Raw genomic sequence first — 14,652 nt, 5'->3', positions numbered from 1 at the left:
GGCCGGTCCGTGCGGTGCCCCGGCCACCGAGGGCGCCCGCGCCCCGTACGGGCGACGCGTGGGCCGTCCGTACGAGGCGGCTGGGGTTTACCGGTAGGGGCGGCGGGCGTTGTCCTTGGTGCTCCGGCCGGGGGTGGCGTCGGCGATCCAGACGCCGTCCCCGCTGGGGTCGATGATGCCCTCTTCCAGCCAGGTGTAGCGGCCGCCGAGGACCCCGGAGACGACCTTGCGGTCCAGTTCGTCGGTGTTGGTCCACAGCCGGTGGAACAGTTCCTCGATGCGGATTCGGGCCTGCCGGCAGAAGGCGTCGGCGAGCTGGTGCGCCTCCTGGCCGTGGTCGCCGGTGAGCCGCAGGTGCTCGGCCCGGACGCAGGCCGCGCTCATCGCGAACAGTTCCGCGCCGATGTCGACGATCCGGCCGAGGAAGCCCTGTTTGGTCTCCATCTTTCCCTGCCAGCGGGACATCGCGTAGAACGTGGACCGGGCGAGCTTGCGCGAGGTCCGCTCGGCGTACCGCAGGTGGCCCGCCAGTTCGCCGAACTCCTGGTAGGTGCGCGGGAGTTGACCGGGGCCGGCGACGAGCTTGGGCAGCCAGCGGGCGTAGAAGCCGCCGGCCTTGGCGGCCGCCCTGCCCTTGTCGGCCAGGGTCTTGTCGGGGTCGATCAGGTCGCCGGCGACCGACAGGTGGGCGTCCACCGCCTCGCGGGCGATCAGCAGGTGCATGATCTCCGTGGAGCCCTCGAAGATCCGGTTGATCCGCATGTCCCGCAGCATCTGCTCGGCGGGGACCGCGCGTTCGCCGCGGGCGGCGAGCGAGTCGGCGGTCTCGAAGCCGCGACCGCCACGGATCTGGACCAGTTCGTCGGCCATCCGCCAGCCCATCTCGGAGCCGTAGAGCTTGGCCAGGGCGGCCTCGATGCGGATGTCGTTGCGGTTCTCGTCGGCCATCTGGGACGCGAGGTCGACGACCGCCTCCAGGGCGAAGGTGGTCGCGGCGATGAAGGAGATCTTGGCGCCGACCGCCTCGTGCTTGGCGATCGGGCGCCCCCACTGCTCGCGGGCGCCGGACCACTCGCGGGCGATCTTCAGGCACCACTTGCCGGTGCCGGCGCACATCGCGGGCAGCGAGAGCCGGCCGGTGTTGAGCGTGGTCAGGGCGATCTTCAGGCCGGCGCCCTCGGGGCCGATGCGGTTGGCGGCCGGCACCCGCACGTCGTGGAAGCGGGTGACGCCGTTCTCCAGGCCGCGCAGGCCCATGAAGGCGTTGCGGTGCTCGACGGTGATGCCGGGCGAGTCGGCCTCGACGACGAAGGCGGTGATGCCGCCCTTGTGGCCCTCGGAGGCGGGCACCCGGGCCATCACCACCAGCAGGTCGGCGACCACGCCGTTGGTGGTCCACAGCTTCACGCCGTCGAGGACGTAGTCCCCGCCGTCGGGGACCGCGGCGGTCGCCAGTCGGGCCGGGTCGGAGCCCACGTCGGGCTCGGTGAGCAGGAACGCCGAGATGTCCGTACGGGCCAGCCGCGGCAGGAACGTCTCCTTCTGCTCCTGGGTGCCGAAGAGCTTCAGCGGCTGCGGTACGCCGATCGACTGATGCGCGGAGAGCAGCGCGCCGATCGCCGGGCTGGCCGAGCCGACCAGGGCGAGGGCGCGGTTGTAGTAGACCTGGGTGAGCCCGAGGCCGCCGTACTTCGGGTCGATCTTCATGCCGAGGGCGCCCAGTTCCTTGAGCCCGCGGACGGTCTCGTCCGGGATCCGGCCCTCCCGTTCGATCCGGGCACCGTCGACCTGCGTCTCGCAGAACTCCCGCAGCGTGGCGAGGAACTTCTCCCCGCGCCGGACGTCGTCCACCGCGGGGGTGGGGTGCGGATGGATGAGGTCGAGCCGGAAGCGCCCCAGGAACAGCTCCTTGGCGAAGCTGGGCTTGTGCCAGTCCTGCTCACGGGCCGCCTCGGCGACCCGGCGGGCTTCGCGCTCGGAAACGTTGCGGATGGACGGAGCGGTCATCAGGAGCTCACCTCGCCGCGGATCGGGAGTTCCGCCGGCGGACCGGTCGGCCGGCGGACAGTGCTACTTGTGACAAGTACCCGATCCGCGCGGGTTGCACCAGCGGAGCGGAGCCCGCGGGCGGTTCCGCGACAGCGGTGGGGCGAGCGGCCCCGACGGCACCACCGCGCCGCGATCCGGCCGCCGTACGACGGACTGCGGACGGCGCGGTACCGGCCCTTGGGGGGTGCGGCATACCGCGCTGGTTGTACACGCGGGGCGGTCATCCCCCCTTACGGCACGGCCCCGTATCCGCCTCGGTCAGGAGGAACCGGGGCGGAACGGGGCCGTAGCGTCGGAAGTCCGGTCTGTCGGGGGGCAGCGCCGGAAAAAGGGGGACGCGGCGCGCTCCGGAAACAGGGTGCCGGAGCGCGCCGCGCGGAGGGGGCCGGCGCCGGGGGGGGTGCGCCGGCCGGGGCCTGACGGGCGGTACGGCCCAAGGGATGGCCGTCGCTGTCCACCGAGCCAGGCCGGACCGGAGGGGGTGTGGGGTGGGCCGACGGGCCCGGCCCACCCGGTTCCGGGATTTTCCCGGGCCTACAGGTCCAGTCCGGTGAGGATCAGGACCCGCTCGTAGGTGTAGTCGTCCATGGCGTAGCGGACGCCCTCGCGGCCGACGCCGGACTGCTTGACGCCTCCGTAGGGCATCTGGTCGGCGCGGTAGGACGGCACGTCGCCGATGACCACGCCGCCGACCTCCAGCGCGCGGTGGGCGCGGAAGGCGGTCTTGGCGTCGTGCGTGAACACGCCGGCCTGGAGGCCGAACTTGGAGTCGTTGACGGCCGCGAACGCCGCGTCCACCCCGTCGACCTTCTGGAGGGTGAGCACCGGGCCGAAGACCTCTTCGGTGGCGAGGGTCGCGCCGGCCGGCACGTCCTCCAGCACGGTCGGCGCGTAGGAGGCGCCGTCGCGCTTGCCGCCGGCGAGGAGCTTGGCGCCGCGCTCGACGGCGTCGTTCACCCAGGACTCCACGCGCTGCGCGGCGGCCTCGCTGACCAGCGGGCCGACCTCGGTGGCCGGGTCGGTCGGGTCGCCGGTGACCTGGGCCTCGACGGCCGCGACCACCTTGGGCACCAGCCGGTCGTAGACCGAGGCGTCGGCGATGACCCGCTGCACCGAGATGCAGGACTGGCCGCCCTGGTAGTTGGAGAAGGTGGCGATGCGCTGCGCCGCCCAGTCCAGGTCCTGCTCGGAGGACCAGTCGGGCAGGACGACGGCCGCGCCGTTGCCGCCCAGCTCCAGGGTGCAGTGCTTGCGCGGCACCGAGTCGAGGATGGCGTAGCCGACCGTGTCGGAGCCGGTGAAGGAGATGACCGGCAGCCGCTCGTCCTGGACCAGCGCCTCCATGCGGGCGTTGGGGACCGGCAGGATCGACCAGGAGCCGGCGGGCAGGTCGGTGCCGGCCAGCAGCTCACCGATGATCAGGCCGGAGAGCGGGGTGGCCGGGGCCGGCTTGAGGATGATCGGGACGCCGGCGGCGATGGCCGGGGCGATCTTGTGGGCGCAGAGGTTCAGCGGGAAGTTGAACGGCGCGATGCCCAGGACCGTGCCGCGCGGGAAGCGGCGGGTCAGCGCGAGCCGGCCGGCGCCGCCCGCGTCGGTGTCCAGGCGCTGCGCCTCGCCGCCGTTGAAGCGGCGGGCCTCCTCGGCCGCGAAGCGGAACACGGAGATGGCGCGGCCGACCTCGCCACGGGCCCACTTGATGGGCTTGCCGTTCTCCGCGGAGATCAGCTGGGCGATCTCCTCGGTGCGCTCCACCAGCCCGCGCACCACGTGGTCCAGGGCGGCGGCCCGCACGTGGGCGGGGGTCACGGCCAGCTCGTCCTGGACCGCGACGGAGGCGGCGACGGCCTCCTCGACCTGGGCCTCGGTGGGAACGCTCACCGTGCCGACGACACGTCCGTCCCAGGGGGAGGTGACATCGAAGGTGGTCTCGCCGGTGGCCTCACGGCCGGCGAGCCAGAAGGCGGTGGGGGCTGCAGCAGTGTTCGGCACAGTGGATCCCGGCCCTTCAGTGATGGTGGGTGGTGCGCGCGCAGCTCTGGGAGCGGCTTGGCGTAGGACTCTGAAGCCCACCGTAGGGGTGCGAGGGCCTCCTGACGCTTGTCCGAAGCGGCGTAATCCACCGGGTCGCCTCTCCGCGGTGGAGTCCACCGGACCGCTCCTGCCACCCCGGCACCCGCGCTACGGCCCCCAGTCCGCGCCCCGGACCCGGCACGCCGGGCCCCCGACGCCCGGGCGCGGCCCGGCACGGCCCGGCACGGCTCGGCCCGGGGCCTGCCCGGGACCCGCCCGGCCCGGGTGCTCCGCCCGTCCTACTCCCCCACCTGCGCCGACGTCGCCTTCAACGCCAGCCACAACTCCATCCGGACGTCCGCATCGTCCAGCGAGCGGCCCAGGATCTCCTCCACCCGCCGCATCCGGTAGCGCAGGGTGTGGCGGTGCACCCCCAGGTCGGCAGCGGCCGCGTCCCACTGGCCGTGCCGGGCCAGCCAGGCGCGCAGGGACGCCACCAGGTCGCCACGCCCGGTCGCGTCGTGCTCGCGCAACGCCCGCAGCAGCCCGTCGGCGAACGCCCGGACCGCATCGTCCGCGAGCAGCGGCAGGACCGAGCCGGCCGCCACGTCCTCGTGCTCCACCAGGGCGCGGCCGCGGCGGCGGGCGACGGAGAGCGCCTGTTCGGCCTGGCGGTAGGCGTTGGCGGCGGCCATCGGGCCGGTGGGCGCGGAGAGGCCGACGGCCAGCCCCTCGCCCTCCCGGCCGGCGCCGGCCCGGCCGTTCCGGCCGCGCGGACGGGCCTGGGTGCCGAGGCGGGCCTCGGTCGCGGCGGCGAACGCGGTGCCGGCGTCCGCGGCCGCCCCGCCGTCCGCGACCAGCACGATCAGCCGGCCGCCGTCCGGCACGGCGAGCACCGCCTCACCGGTGCGGGCGGCGGCCGACTCCATGGCGTCGGCGAGCGCGTCCAGGACGGGCGCGAGGCCGGCGCCCGGCGGCGACGGGGGGCCCGCCTGTGCCTGGGGGTCCCCCCTGCTCGAACGAAGCTGAGAGCTTGCGGGAGAAGTGGAGAGCTTGGCGGAGGACGCCTGGTCCTCGGCGGGCACCGGCTCGGCCACCAACATCCGGAATGGGGCGTCCAGCAGCCCTCCGTAGAGCCGCCCGGCCACCGCCCGGGCGTGGTCCGGTTCGCCGGCCAGCAGCATCTTCAGGACCGCGGCGCCCAGTCGCTGCTCGGCGTCCTGGAGCGCCCGGGACCGCTCGGTGGTCAGGGTCAGCAGCGCGACCGCGGAGTGCACCGCGTACCGCTCGGCGGTCCCGAGCGGCGCGGCGGTCCCGACGGCGAGCACCCCGCGGGCCCGCCGCCCGGTACCCAGCGACTGGAGCTCCACCCGGTCGTCGCCGTCGGTGTCGCTGACGACGGAGCTGGCTGGCGCCGGCCGCTCCCGTAGCCGCGCCACGTCCTCGGCGAGCCGGGCCGCCCGTCGCGCCGCCCACTCGGGGGCGGCCGCCACCACCGCTCCCGAGGCGTCGTAGAGCGCCGCCCAGCCGCCCAGGTGCGCCGCGAGCCGAGCCAGCAGCTCCGCCGGCCCCTCGGCGCCGAGCGCCGCCCGGGTCAGCTCGCGCTGCGCCTCGAAGCCGGCGGTCACCGCGCGGTACTGGTCGGCCGCCACGGCCGCCGACACCGCCTTGCTGATCGCGATGAACGGCGTCCGGCGCGGCACCCCCAGCAGCGGCAGGTGCTGCCGCCGGGCCGCGTCGACCAGCGCCTCGGGCACCCCTTCGTAATTCACCCCGACCGCGAACCCCAGCCCGACCACGCCCGCCTCGGCGACCCGCCGCACGTACCGGTCCGCGGTCTCCGGGTCCTCCGCATCCAGCTTGAGCGCGGTGATCAGCAGCAGCTCGCCGCCCTCCATATAGGGCACCGGGTCGATCAGCTCGCTGGCGTGCGCCCACCGCACCGGGACGTCCAGCCGGTCCTCGCCCGCGAGCACGGTCAGCTTGAGCACGGTGTGGTTGACCAGGGAGGCGAGGGTGTGCGGCATGAGACCTTCGATGGCTCCGGCGGACGGCACGACCGCGACCGACGGCCGAGTCACCCTGCCGGCCCCCTGCCGACTCCCGCCGATCACCTGCGCCGCCCGTATGAACGGCTGGCATGTACGCCGCCCTGTATGAACGGCTGGTGTCGATTCTGCCTCAACGGAGGGTTTCGGGGACACTCCCGGGCGGAGGCATTCGAGGCGACAGCCGGATCCGGGCCGCGTCGCCGTCCCACCGGCACCGCCGGCACGGTCCACCGGAAGCCCCCCCCCGCGGCCCCCTGTCACCCCTCCCCCACCCCCGCCGGGACCGATCACGGCCACGGCGGCGGTGCGGGACGTCAGGGTGCGGGACTCCAGGGGCAGGGCATCAGGGGCGGAGGTCGATGAGGACGGGTGGAGCGTGCTCACCCTCGACCGTGGTCACCGACAGCACCGCATGGCCGGCCGGCAGCGCGTTCGCGAGGTCGGAGGCGGACCAGCGTTCGCGTTCGACGGTGCGGACGGTGATGGCCTTCGACGTGGCGGCCTTGCCGGTGACCAGCTGGCGGACGAGGTGGAACGCCTTCATCCCGGCACCGTGCGCAATGATCTGACGGTCCGTCACATCACGGGTTTCCACCCATGCCTTGCCCCACACCTCGGCGAACGGCGCCCCGTCCCAGGGCGTGACACCCGCAAACGCCATCCGGCAACCGACCGAGCCGAGCAGAGCACTGCGCAGCGCCTCGGGGACGTCGTCCAGCGAACGCAGCGTCAGCACCGCCCCCGCATTGGCCGAGCGGAGGCGCTGGAGACCGCGCAGCGCCTCCGCGGTGATGGTGTGCGCGGCCTCGTCGAGGACCAGGCAGGCGAACAGCGAGCGGTCGGCACGGGCCACCGCACACTCCGTGAACTGCGCCAGGACCAGCCGGGCGAGGATCCGGGACGCCTCGGCGTGACCGCGTTCGGGAAGCTCGATGCGGACCCGGAGGGGGTGGTCCAGAGCGCGCAGCGAGACCTGCCGGGTGGCTCCCGTCGGGTCGAAGAAGCCGGCGAAGACGGGGCGGTCGAGGAGCGCGATGCGGTCCGCGAGGAGGAGGGCGACATCGCCGGGGCGCTCCGACTGGCGGGCGCGGGCGTCGAGTTCGCGCAGCAGGGTGTGGCCGCCGGCCGCCTCCAGGGCGGTGCGCAGTGCGGTCACCGCCTGCGGCACACCGTCCAGCAGCTCACGCAGCTCGGGGACGGTCGGGAACCGGTCGTGGGCGGCGCGGAACGGGCCGAGCAACTGGGCCAGGGCCGTCGCCGCGCGCCGGCTGTCGCCGCCGGGGAGCTGCTCGGTGAGGTCACCGACCAGGGCCTCGGCCAGGATGCCGGCCGCCTCGTCGGGGTCGGTGGTGCCCCCGTAGAGGTCGAGGTCGCACTCCGGGTCGGGTCGGCCGATCTGCACCACCACGTCGAACGCGTCGTCGGGCCCGAGGGCGGAACCGGCCGGGCCGACGGCGACGACCGCGCACTGCCCGGCCAGCGCCTGCAGACACATCGCCTCCACCACCGGGCGGACGAGCCGGGTGGTCTTACCGCTCCCGGCGGGCCCGACGGCCAGCAGCGAGGTGCCCAGCACCCGGGGCTCCAACGCACAGCCGCTACCGCGGTGTTGGTACGGATTGCGCGGGTGGTCGGCGGCGGTGCCGATCCGGACCTGATGGGCTAGCAGGTCGTGCTGGGCGGTGCGGCCGGCCAGGTCGCGCTGCCCGGAGGGGTGGGCGCAGGCGGCGGCGCCGTGCCGCAGGACGGTGTCGGTGAAGGAGGCCAGGGAGTTCCGGCCGGCCCGCACCGAACGCCAGGCACGCCCGATGCGCGCCACGTCGACATCGTTCATCGCACCCGTACGGGCCTCGGCGGCGAGCCGGTCGGCAGCGTCCGGGGCACCGTGGGCACGGAGTTCGGGCCATTGCGCCGGGTCGGTGGCCGGGACGGGCTTGGCGGCGGGGGCGCGGTCGCGGAGGTGGCGGCGCAGGGGCGTGACGAACCGGCGGATCAGCTCGGGCCAGCGGCCTAGACGGCCGAAGAAGAACGCGATCCCGAGGATCCACAGTCCGTAGTAGGCATTGCTGACCACCATGAACGCCGTGCGGTCCCCGGACGTGCGCGCCGCGGCCCAGGAGTCCGGACGAAGAATTTGGAGCGGCCAGTACCAGTAGGGGCCGAGATAGCCGTTCCAGAGCAACGACCACAGCAACCACCCGCACAGGAACGAGATCACCGCTCCGCTGATCAGCTGCCGCAGGGGGACGCGTTCCGGCTCCTTCTCCGCTCGCGGCCGGTGCCCGTACGTCCAGATCCCCGGCGCCGCGGCCGGCCGTGGCGCGCGCAGCCAGCCCAGCAGGGCTGGCGGCGCCCCGGCGGCGCCCGCGGCGGGAGGTGGGGTGGCGGGCATGGCCGGCGGCGCGGTGGGCCGCGGCGGGGTGTGCGGCGCGGCCGGGCGCGGCACCGCTGGGGGGTCGGGGCGCCGCTCCCCGGACGGCGGGGGTGCGGCGGTGTGCTGTGCGTCCTGCGTGCCCTCGGTGTCCATCGGGTGCCCCTTGTCCCCCTTGAGACGTGGCCTGCCGCGTCGGTTCGCCGGCCTGCCGTTGTCATGCCCGCGCTGGCGCGCCCTCGCCGGGCGTGCCGCCGCTCAATTTACTGGCCGCGCCCCGTGGCTATGTCCGGTGCGGACAACGCAACACGCACACTTCTCCCGAACGGAACATGCCAGACCTGACCCAGCGCCCCTAACCTGCGAGAACAAGACCTCTGTACGTACCTCTGTACGTCCGTGTTCCACCCCCAGGAGACTGCCATGACCGAACTGTCCGGAGGCCCCGCCCTCCCCCAGGAGCGTCGCGTCGTCACCGCGATCCCCGGCCCCAAGTCCCAGGAGCTGTGGGCCCGCAAGCAGGAGACCGTGGCCGCCGGCGTCGGCGCCGTGCTGCCCGTCTTCGTCAAGCGCGCGGGCGGCGGTGTCCTGGAGGACGTGGACGGCAACTCCCTGATCGACTTCGGCTCCGGTATCGCGGTGACCTCGGTCGGCAACAGCGCGGAGGCCGTGGTCCGCCGGGCCGTCGCGCAGCTCGCGGACTTCACCCACACCTGCGCCATGGTCACGCCGTACGAGACGTACGTCGAGGTCTGTGAGCAGCTGGCCGACCTGACGCCGGGCGACCACGCGAAGAAGTCGGCGCTGTTCAACTCGGGTGCCGAGGCGGTGGAGAACGCCGTCAAGATCGCGCGTGCGTACACCAAGCGCCAGGCGGTCGTCGTGTTCGACCACGGCTACCACGGCCGGACGAACCTGACGATGGCGCTGACCGCGAAGAACATGCCGTACAAGCACGGCTTCGGCCCGTTCGCGCCCGAGGTCTACCGCGTGCCGCTGGCCTACCCCTACCGCTGGCTGACCGGCCCGGAGAACTGCGCGCAGGAGGCCGCCGACCAGGTCATCACGCAGATCACCAAGCAGATCGGCGCGGAGAACGTCGCGGCGATCATCATCGAGCCGGTGCTCGGCGAGGGCGGCTTCATCGAGCCGGCCAAGGGCTTCCTCCCGGCCGTCGCGAACTTCGCGAAGGAAAACGGCATCGTCTTCGTCGCGGACGAGATCCAGTCCGGCTTCTGCCGTACCGGCCAGTGGTTCGCGTGTGAGGACGAGGGCGTCGTCCCGGACCTCATCACGACCGCCAAGGGCATCGCGGGCGGTCTGCCGCTGGCGGCCGTCACCGGCCGCGCCGAGATCATGGACGCCGCGCACGCGGGCGGCCTGGGCGGCACCTACGGCGGTAACCCGGTGGCCTGCGCCGCCGCGCTCGGCTCGATCGAGACCATGCGCGAGCTGGACCTGAACGCCAAGGCCAAGCGCATCGAGGAGGTCATGAAGGGCCGCCTCACCGCGATGCAGGAGAAGTTCGACATCATCGGCGAGGTCCGCGGCCGCGGCGCGATGATCGCGATCGAGCTGGTCAAGTCCGGTTCCAAGGACCCGAACCCGGAGGTCACCGGGGCGCTCGCCAAGGCGTGCCACCAGGAGGGCCTGCTGGTGCTGACGACCGGCACGTTCGGCAACGTGCTGCGCTTCCTGCCGCCGCTGGTCATCGGCGAGGACCTGCTGAACGAGGGTCTGGACATCCTTGAGGCGGCGTTCGGCGCGCTCTGAGCGGTCGCGTCGCACAGACGCCTCCGAGCGGGACCTTCCGGGCGCGGCCCGGGGCACGGTACGGGCCGTGTCCCGGGCCGCGCCCCGTTCGCCGTCGCCACTACGGCGGGGCGGCCAACGGCAGCGCAGGGGGTGCGTGAAGAAGATGTGCGGGGGCAATGGCGGGCACGTGATGCGGCTTACGGGGCGCGCTTCCGGTGCCGTACGGTTTCTGCAGATGAGAGAAACACCTCGCCCACAGGGGACTGCGGGCGATGCCCGGTCGGCGCTTCCCCAGCTTCGACCTGGCCGTGCCCTCGCGCACACCACCGGGACCCCTGGCACGGGGGTCTTCGGGAATCCTCACCGATCGGATGTCCGCCCGCCCCAGACCCCCCGGGGCGTGCGGAACACCGGTCCTCGCGGCCGCTCCGGAACTACCCCCCCTGTTCCGGAGCGGCTGCATTTTTTGTTTTGCGGCCTTTGCCGCACTTGCTGTGCTTGCTGTGTTTGCCGCGATTGCAGCGCGTGGGGAGTTGGGGTCGCCGAGGCTGCCGGGGGCGTTGGGGGTGTTGAGAGCGTTGAGGGTGGTTCGTCTGATGGGGCGGTGGCGCGTCGGCCGGTTGCCTGGTGCCCGTGATGCCAGTAGCGCCAGTGGTGCCGGGGGCTCCTCTGGCTCCTCGGGGCCCCCTGGCACCTCGGGCCCCTCTCGTTTCGTTGGTGCACGGTCGGCTCGGTGGTACGGGCTCGTGGCGCTGTGCAGTGCGCTGCTCTTCGGGCTGGTCACCTGGCAGGTGGCGGCCCGCGGCGCGGTGCGCGGGCTCGACGAGCGGCTGGGCCGCGGGGTGGCGGCGAGTAGCGTTCCCGGACCGCTCGCCCAGTTCTTCGCCGATCTCGGCAATACGGCGGTGGCGCTGCCGGTGTTGCTGGTGGTGGCGGGGTGGGCGGTGTGGCGGCTGCGGCGGGGCGTGCGGGGTGCGCCGGGCGGACCGGTTCGGGCGTGGTTGCCGTCGGTCGCCGCGTTGGGGGCCCTGGCCGCCGTGCCGGCGCTCGTCGTTCCGTTCAAGGTCTGGTTGGACCGGCCGGGCCCGCCTCAGATGGCCGGGTCGCACGAGGGGTTCTACCCGTCGGGCCACGGGGCGACGGCGGCCGTCGCGTACGGATTGGTGGCGCTGCTGCTGACCCGGGCGTACGCGGCGGGCTGGGGTGGCCGGACGACGCAGCGGCCGAGCGGCCGGAAAACGGCCGCGACCCCCGGCGCGTGGGTGGTCGCGGCGGGGACCGGACTGCTCAATGCGGGGGTCGGGCTGGGGCTGGTGCGGCAGGGGTACCACTGGCCGTTGGACGTGCTCGGTGGCTGGTGCCTGGCGGGGGTGCTGCTGCCGCTGTGGTGCCTGGTGTGCGACCGATGGGGCGGGCCGGCCGGCGGCCACCGGCCGGGGTCCGGGCGCGGGGACTAAGGCCGGGGCTGGCTGACACCGCGCCAACTCGACGCTGAACGAGGGCAGTTACGGCACGTTGACGGGGTTGACGAAGGTGCCCGGGTGGGTGGCACCGGACTGGTCCAGGATGGCGCCGCCGAAGGGCCACTGGAGCTGGAAGTGCTTCTTCTCGTTCGGCGGGGTGATCAGCACCTGACCGGGCTCGACCTTCTTGTCGTCCGCGCGGGTGGTGGGCAGCAGGGTGATGGTGAACGAGGTGTGCGCGTTCGGCTTCAGCACCTTCGGCTGCGGCTTCTTCGCCGAGCGGCCCAGGTCCCAGGTGGTGCCGTCGGTGCCCTTGATCTGGACGCCCGGGAAGCCGGAGACGGTGCAGGGGGTGCTGCCGATGTTCTTCAGCCACACCGCGGCGGTCTGCTGCTGGTCGCTCTTCATGTCCGGCACGCCGCCGCCCTCCGAACCCCAGCCGGCCTGCAGCCCGTCGGTGGTGCAGCGGCCGAGCCGGTCGCCGGCCTGACCCTTCTGGCCGGTGTGCGAGGACGTGGTGGCGGTGCCGCCGGAACCGCCGGTGGAGTCGCCGGAGCCCTGGGAGCCGGTGCGGCCCTGGGCACCGGTGTCCGGGGCTGCGGCGGAGACGCTGTTGGTCGGGCCTGCGCCGGAGGCACCGGCGGAACCGCCGTTGCAGGCGGCGAGGCCGAGCGCGGCAGCGGTGATCAGGCCGGCGACGGCGGCGCTGCGGCCCCGGCGGAGCGTGCTGCGGTGCGACAAGGTGTCCCCCTCGTAGTCGGGTGCGCGTTCGGTCGTCCGTGCGCAAGCGCCAACCTGTCAGGGACGGTTGGTGATCCACTAACGCCTGACTAACACCGTGCGGGTCCGGACCATCGAGTTCGGGCCGGCGCGCTCACCGCCCCCGGTCGCGAGCCGCCACCGCCGCGTGCAGCGCCAACTCCAGCGCGACCGGGTCGGTGAGCGTCCCGGAGCCGTCCGGCGGAACCAGCCAGCGGACGCCGCCGGCCACCCGGCCGGGACGGGGCACCACGATCCAGGTGCCGGGGCCGGCACCGCGGACGCCGGTGCCCAGCCAGCGGGCGCTGGTCCCGGGCGGGACGAAGAAGCCCGTACGGGTCTGCCGGAAGTCGAACAGGACCGGCCCGGGGCGCTCCCGGCCGCGGGCCAGCACCTCCAGCGCCGGGCGGCCGAGGGCGCCCTTGACGATCAGGACGTCCCAGCACCGGCCGGCCTCCAACAGCGCCACCCCGAGCGGATGGTGCTCCCATGCGCGGCGGCAGGCGTCGGGGTCCGGTGCGGCCGACACCAGCCAGTCCACTGCGGCGTTCGCCCCCGTGGTGGTCATTTCTTCCCCTCCCCTTCGTCCGGCCCGGGCGGGCCGTGTTCCCCAGGGGAGAAGGGGGTGCCGGTTGATCCTTACGCGGGTCGCCGGAGGAATTTCGGCACGGCGGGTTGCGACTTCCGGGAACGCGCACGGGGCGGGCGGCCGCGCGGGCCACCCGCCCCGGACGGGCGTCAAAAGGATCAGCCGGTCAGCTGTCGAAGCCCAGGCCGACCTTGTCCATGGCCTTGAGCCACAGATTGCGCCGGCCGCCGTTCTCGTCGGCACGGGTCATCGACCACTGGGTGATGCCGATGCCCAGCGAACGCACCGGCTCCGGCGGGAACGGCAGCGGCTTGCTCCGCACCATCTCCAGTTCGGTGCGTTCGGTGCGCTCCCCCGACAGCAGGTCCAGCATCACCTCCGCGCCGAAGCGGGTGGCGCCGACGCCGAGCCCGGTGTAGCCGAGCGCGTACGCCGCCCGACCGCCGTGGGCGGTGCCGAAGAACGCCGAGAAGCGGGAGCAGGTGTCGATCGCGCCGCCCCAGGTGTGGGTGAAGCGGATCCCCTCCAACTGCGGGAAGCAGGTGAAGAAGTGCTGGGCGAGCTTGCGGTAGGTGTCCGGGTGGTGGTCGTACTCGGCCCGGACGCCGCCGCCGTAGCGGTAGATGATGTCGTAGCCGCCCCACAGGATGCGGTTGTCGGCGGTGATGCGGAAGTAGTGGAAGTGGTTGGCGCTGTCGCTCAGGCCCGGCCGGTTCTTCCAGCCGATGGCGGCGAGCTGCTCGGCGCTGAGCGGCTCCGTCATCAGGGCGTAGTCGTAGACCGGCGCGACGAACGGGCGGACCCGCTTGACCAGCGACGGGAAGGCGTTGGTGGCCAGCGCCGCGTGCTGGGCGAAGACCCGGCCGTACGGGGTGCGGACCGCGATGCCCGCGCCGCGCGAGGACAGCTCGGTGCCGGGGGTGTGCTCGTAGATGCGGACGCCCAGGGAGCGGCAGGCCCGCTTCAGGCCCCAGGCGAGCTTGGCGGGGTGCACCATGGCGACGCCGGTGCGGTCCCACAGGCCGGCGAGGAAGGTGGGCGAGTCGACCTCGGCGCGCACCGCGTCCCGGTCGAGGAACTCCTGGCCGGTCAGGCCCAGTTGCTCGGCCTCCTCGGCCATCTCGCGGAGCTCGGCGACCTGGTGCGGGGCGGTGGCGACGTCGATCTCGCCGGTGCGCTCGAAGTCGCAGTCGAGGGCGTAGCGGGCGACCGCGTCCTCGATGGCGTCGAGGTTGCGGGCGCCCAGCTCCTCCAGCTTGGTGAGTTCGCCGGGCCAACGGGACAGTCCGTTACCCAGGCTGTGGGTGAGGGAGGCGGCGCAGAAGCCGCCGTTGCGGCCGGAGGCGGCCCAGCCGATCTCCTGGCCCTCGATGAGGACGACATCGCGTTGCGGGTCGCGCTCCTTGGCGAGCAGCGCGGTCCACAGTCCGGAGTACCCCCCGCCGACGACCAGCAGGTCGCAGTGCTCGTCGCCGACGAGTGCCGGTTCGGCGGCCGGCCGGGCCGGGTCCTCCAGCCAGTACGGGGTGAGGGCGGCGTCGGCCAGCGCGTGGACGGGGGAGGCCCCCGATGTCTTGGGCATGGCAGCTCGTGCCATGGTTC

Annotated in this window: 9 protein-coding genes; 2 read left to right on the top strand and 7 right to left on the bottom strand. The window is 73.7% G+C overall.

Translation table 11 applies throughout. The features are described from left to right. Positions 1–87: 87 nt before the first annotated feature. The 4 genes from ACO0M4_RS04220 to ACO0M4_RS04205 form a co-directional block, all read right to left on the bottom strand. The gene (locus ACO0M4_RS04220; RefSeq protein WP_430368244.1) at positions 88–2,007 is read right to left on the bottom strand and encodes an acyl-CoA dehydrogenase family protein; all 1,920 of its coding nucleotides are present in this window, start codon (positions 2,005–2,007) and stop codon (positions 88–90) included. Between the two features lie 576 nt (positions 2,008–2,583). Next, positions 2,584–4,041, bottom strand: coding sequence for an aldehyde dehydrogenase family protein (locus ACO0M4_RS04215; RefSeq protein WP_430368243.1), 1,458 nt, complete (start codon positions 4,039–4,041; stop codon positions 2,584–2,586). Positions 4,042–4,361: 320 nt separating this feature from the next. Next, positions 4,362–6,089, bottom strand: a complete 1,728-nt coding sequence (locus ACO0M4_RS04210) for a PucR family transcriptional regulator (RefSeq protein WP_430368242.1) — start codon at positions 6,087–6,089, stop codon at positions 4,362–4,364. A gap of 367 nt (positions 6,090–6,456) precedes the next feature. Further along, positions 6,457–8,640, bottom strand: coding sequence for an ATP-binding protein (locus ACO0M4_RS04205; protein ID WP_430368241.1), 2,184 nt, complete (start codon positions 8,638–8,640; stop codon positions 6,457–6,459). A gap of 267 nt (positions 8,641–8,907) precedes the next feature. Between ACO0M4_RS04205 and gabT the strand changes: the two genes are divergently transcribed. Together gabT and ACO0M4_RS04195 are read left to right on the top strand one after the other, a co-directional pair. Continuing rightward, the gene (gene gabT / locus ACO0M4_RS04200; protein ID WP_430368240.1) at positions 8,908–10,257 is read left to right on the top strand and encodes a 4-aminobutyrate--2-oxoglutarate transaminase; all 1,350 of its coding nucleotides are present in this window, start codon (positions 8,908–8,910) and stop codon (positions 10,255–10,257) included. A 728-nt stretch (positions 10,258–10,985) separates the two neighbouring features. Then, positions 10,986–11,696, top strand: coding sequence for a phosphatase PAP2 family protein (locus ACO0M4_RS04195; protein ID WP_430368239.1), 711 nt, complete (start codon positions 10,986–10,988; stop codon positions 11,694–11,696). A gap of 48 nt (positions 11,697–11,744) precedes the next feature. Here the strand turns inward: ACO0M4_RS04195 and ACO0M4_RS04190 are convergent, their stop codons facing one another. The 3 genes from ACO0M4_RS04190 to ACO0M4_RS04180 all read right to left on the bottom strand — a co-directional run bounded on the left by ACO0M4_RS04190 (position 11,745) and on the right by ACO0M4_RS04180 (position 14,632). Beyond that, entirely contained in the window at positions 11,745–12,443 is a 699-nt protein-coding gene (locus ACO0M4_RS04190) for a DUF4232 domain-containing protein (RefSeq protein ID WP_430368238.1), read from the bottom strand. Positions 12,444–12,576: 133 nt separating this feature from the next. Next, positions 12,577–13,029, bottom strand: coding sequence for a hypothetical protein (locus tag ACO0M4_RS04185; protein WP_430368237.1), 453 nt, complete (start codon positions 13,027–13,029; stop codon positions 12,577–12,579). 187 nt (positions 13,030–13,216) lie between these two features. Next, complete coding sequence (locus tag ACO0M4_RS04180) at positions 13,217–14,632, bottom strand: NAD(P)/FAD-dependent oxidoreductase (protein WP_430371237.1); 1,416 nt, start codon at positions 14,630–14,632, stop codon at positions 13,217–13,219. Positions 14,633–14,652 lie beyond the last annotated feature (20 nt).

Source organism: Streptomyces sp. RGM 3693 (assembly GCF_050471125.1).
Classification (GTDB): domain Bacteria; phylum Actinomycetota; class Actinomycetes; order Streptomycetales; family Streptomycetaceae; genus Streptomyces.
Note: the sequence above shows the minus strand (reverse complement) of the source record. Positions and strands in the feature narration are given on the sequence as shown.

Coding starts and splice junctions, on each gene's coding strand:
- ACO0M4_RS04210 (WP_430368242.1), bottom strand. CDS start 6,089: ATGCCGCACACCCTCGCCTCCCTGGTCAACCACACCGTGCTCAAGCTG.
- ACO0M4_RS04180 (WP_430371237.1), bottom strand. CDS start 14,632: ATGCCCAAGACATCGGGGGCCTCCCCCGTCCACGCGCTGGCCGACGCC.
- ACO0M4_RS04205 (WP_430368241.1), bottom strand. CDS start 8,640: ATGGACACCGAGGGCACGCAGGACGCACAGCACACCGCCGCACCCCCG.
- ACO0M4_RS04220 (WP_430368244.1), bottom strand. CDS start 2,007: ATGACCGCTCCGTCCATCCGCAACGTTTCCGAGCGCGAAGCCCGCCGG.
- ACO0M4_RS04185 (WP_430368237.1), bottom strand. CDS start 13,029: ATGACCACCACGGGGGCGAACGCCGCAGTGGACTGGCTGGTGTCGGCC.
- gabT (WP_430368240.1), top strand. CDS start 8,908: ATGACCGAACTGTCCGGAGGCCCCGCCCTCCCCCAGGAGCGTCGCGTC.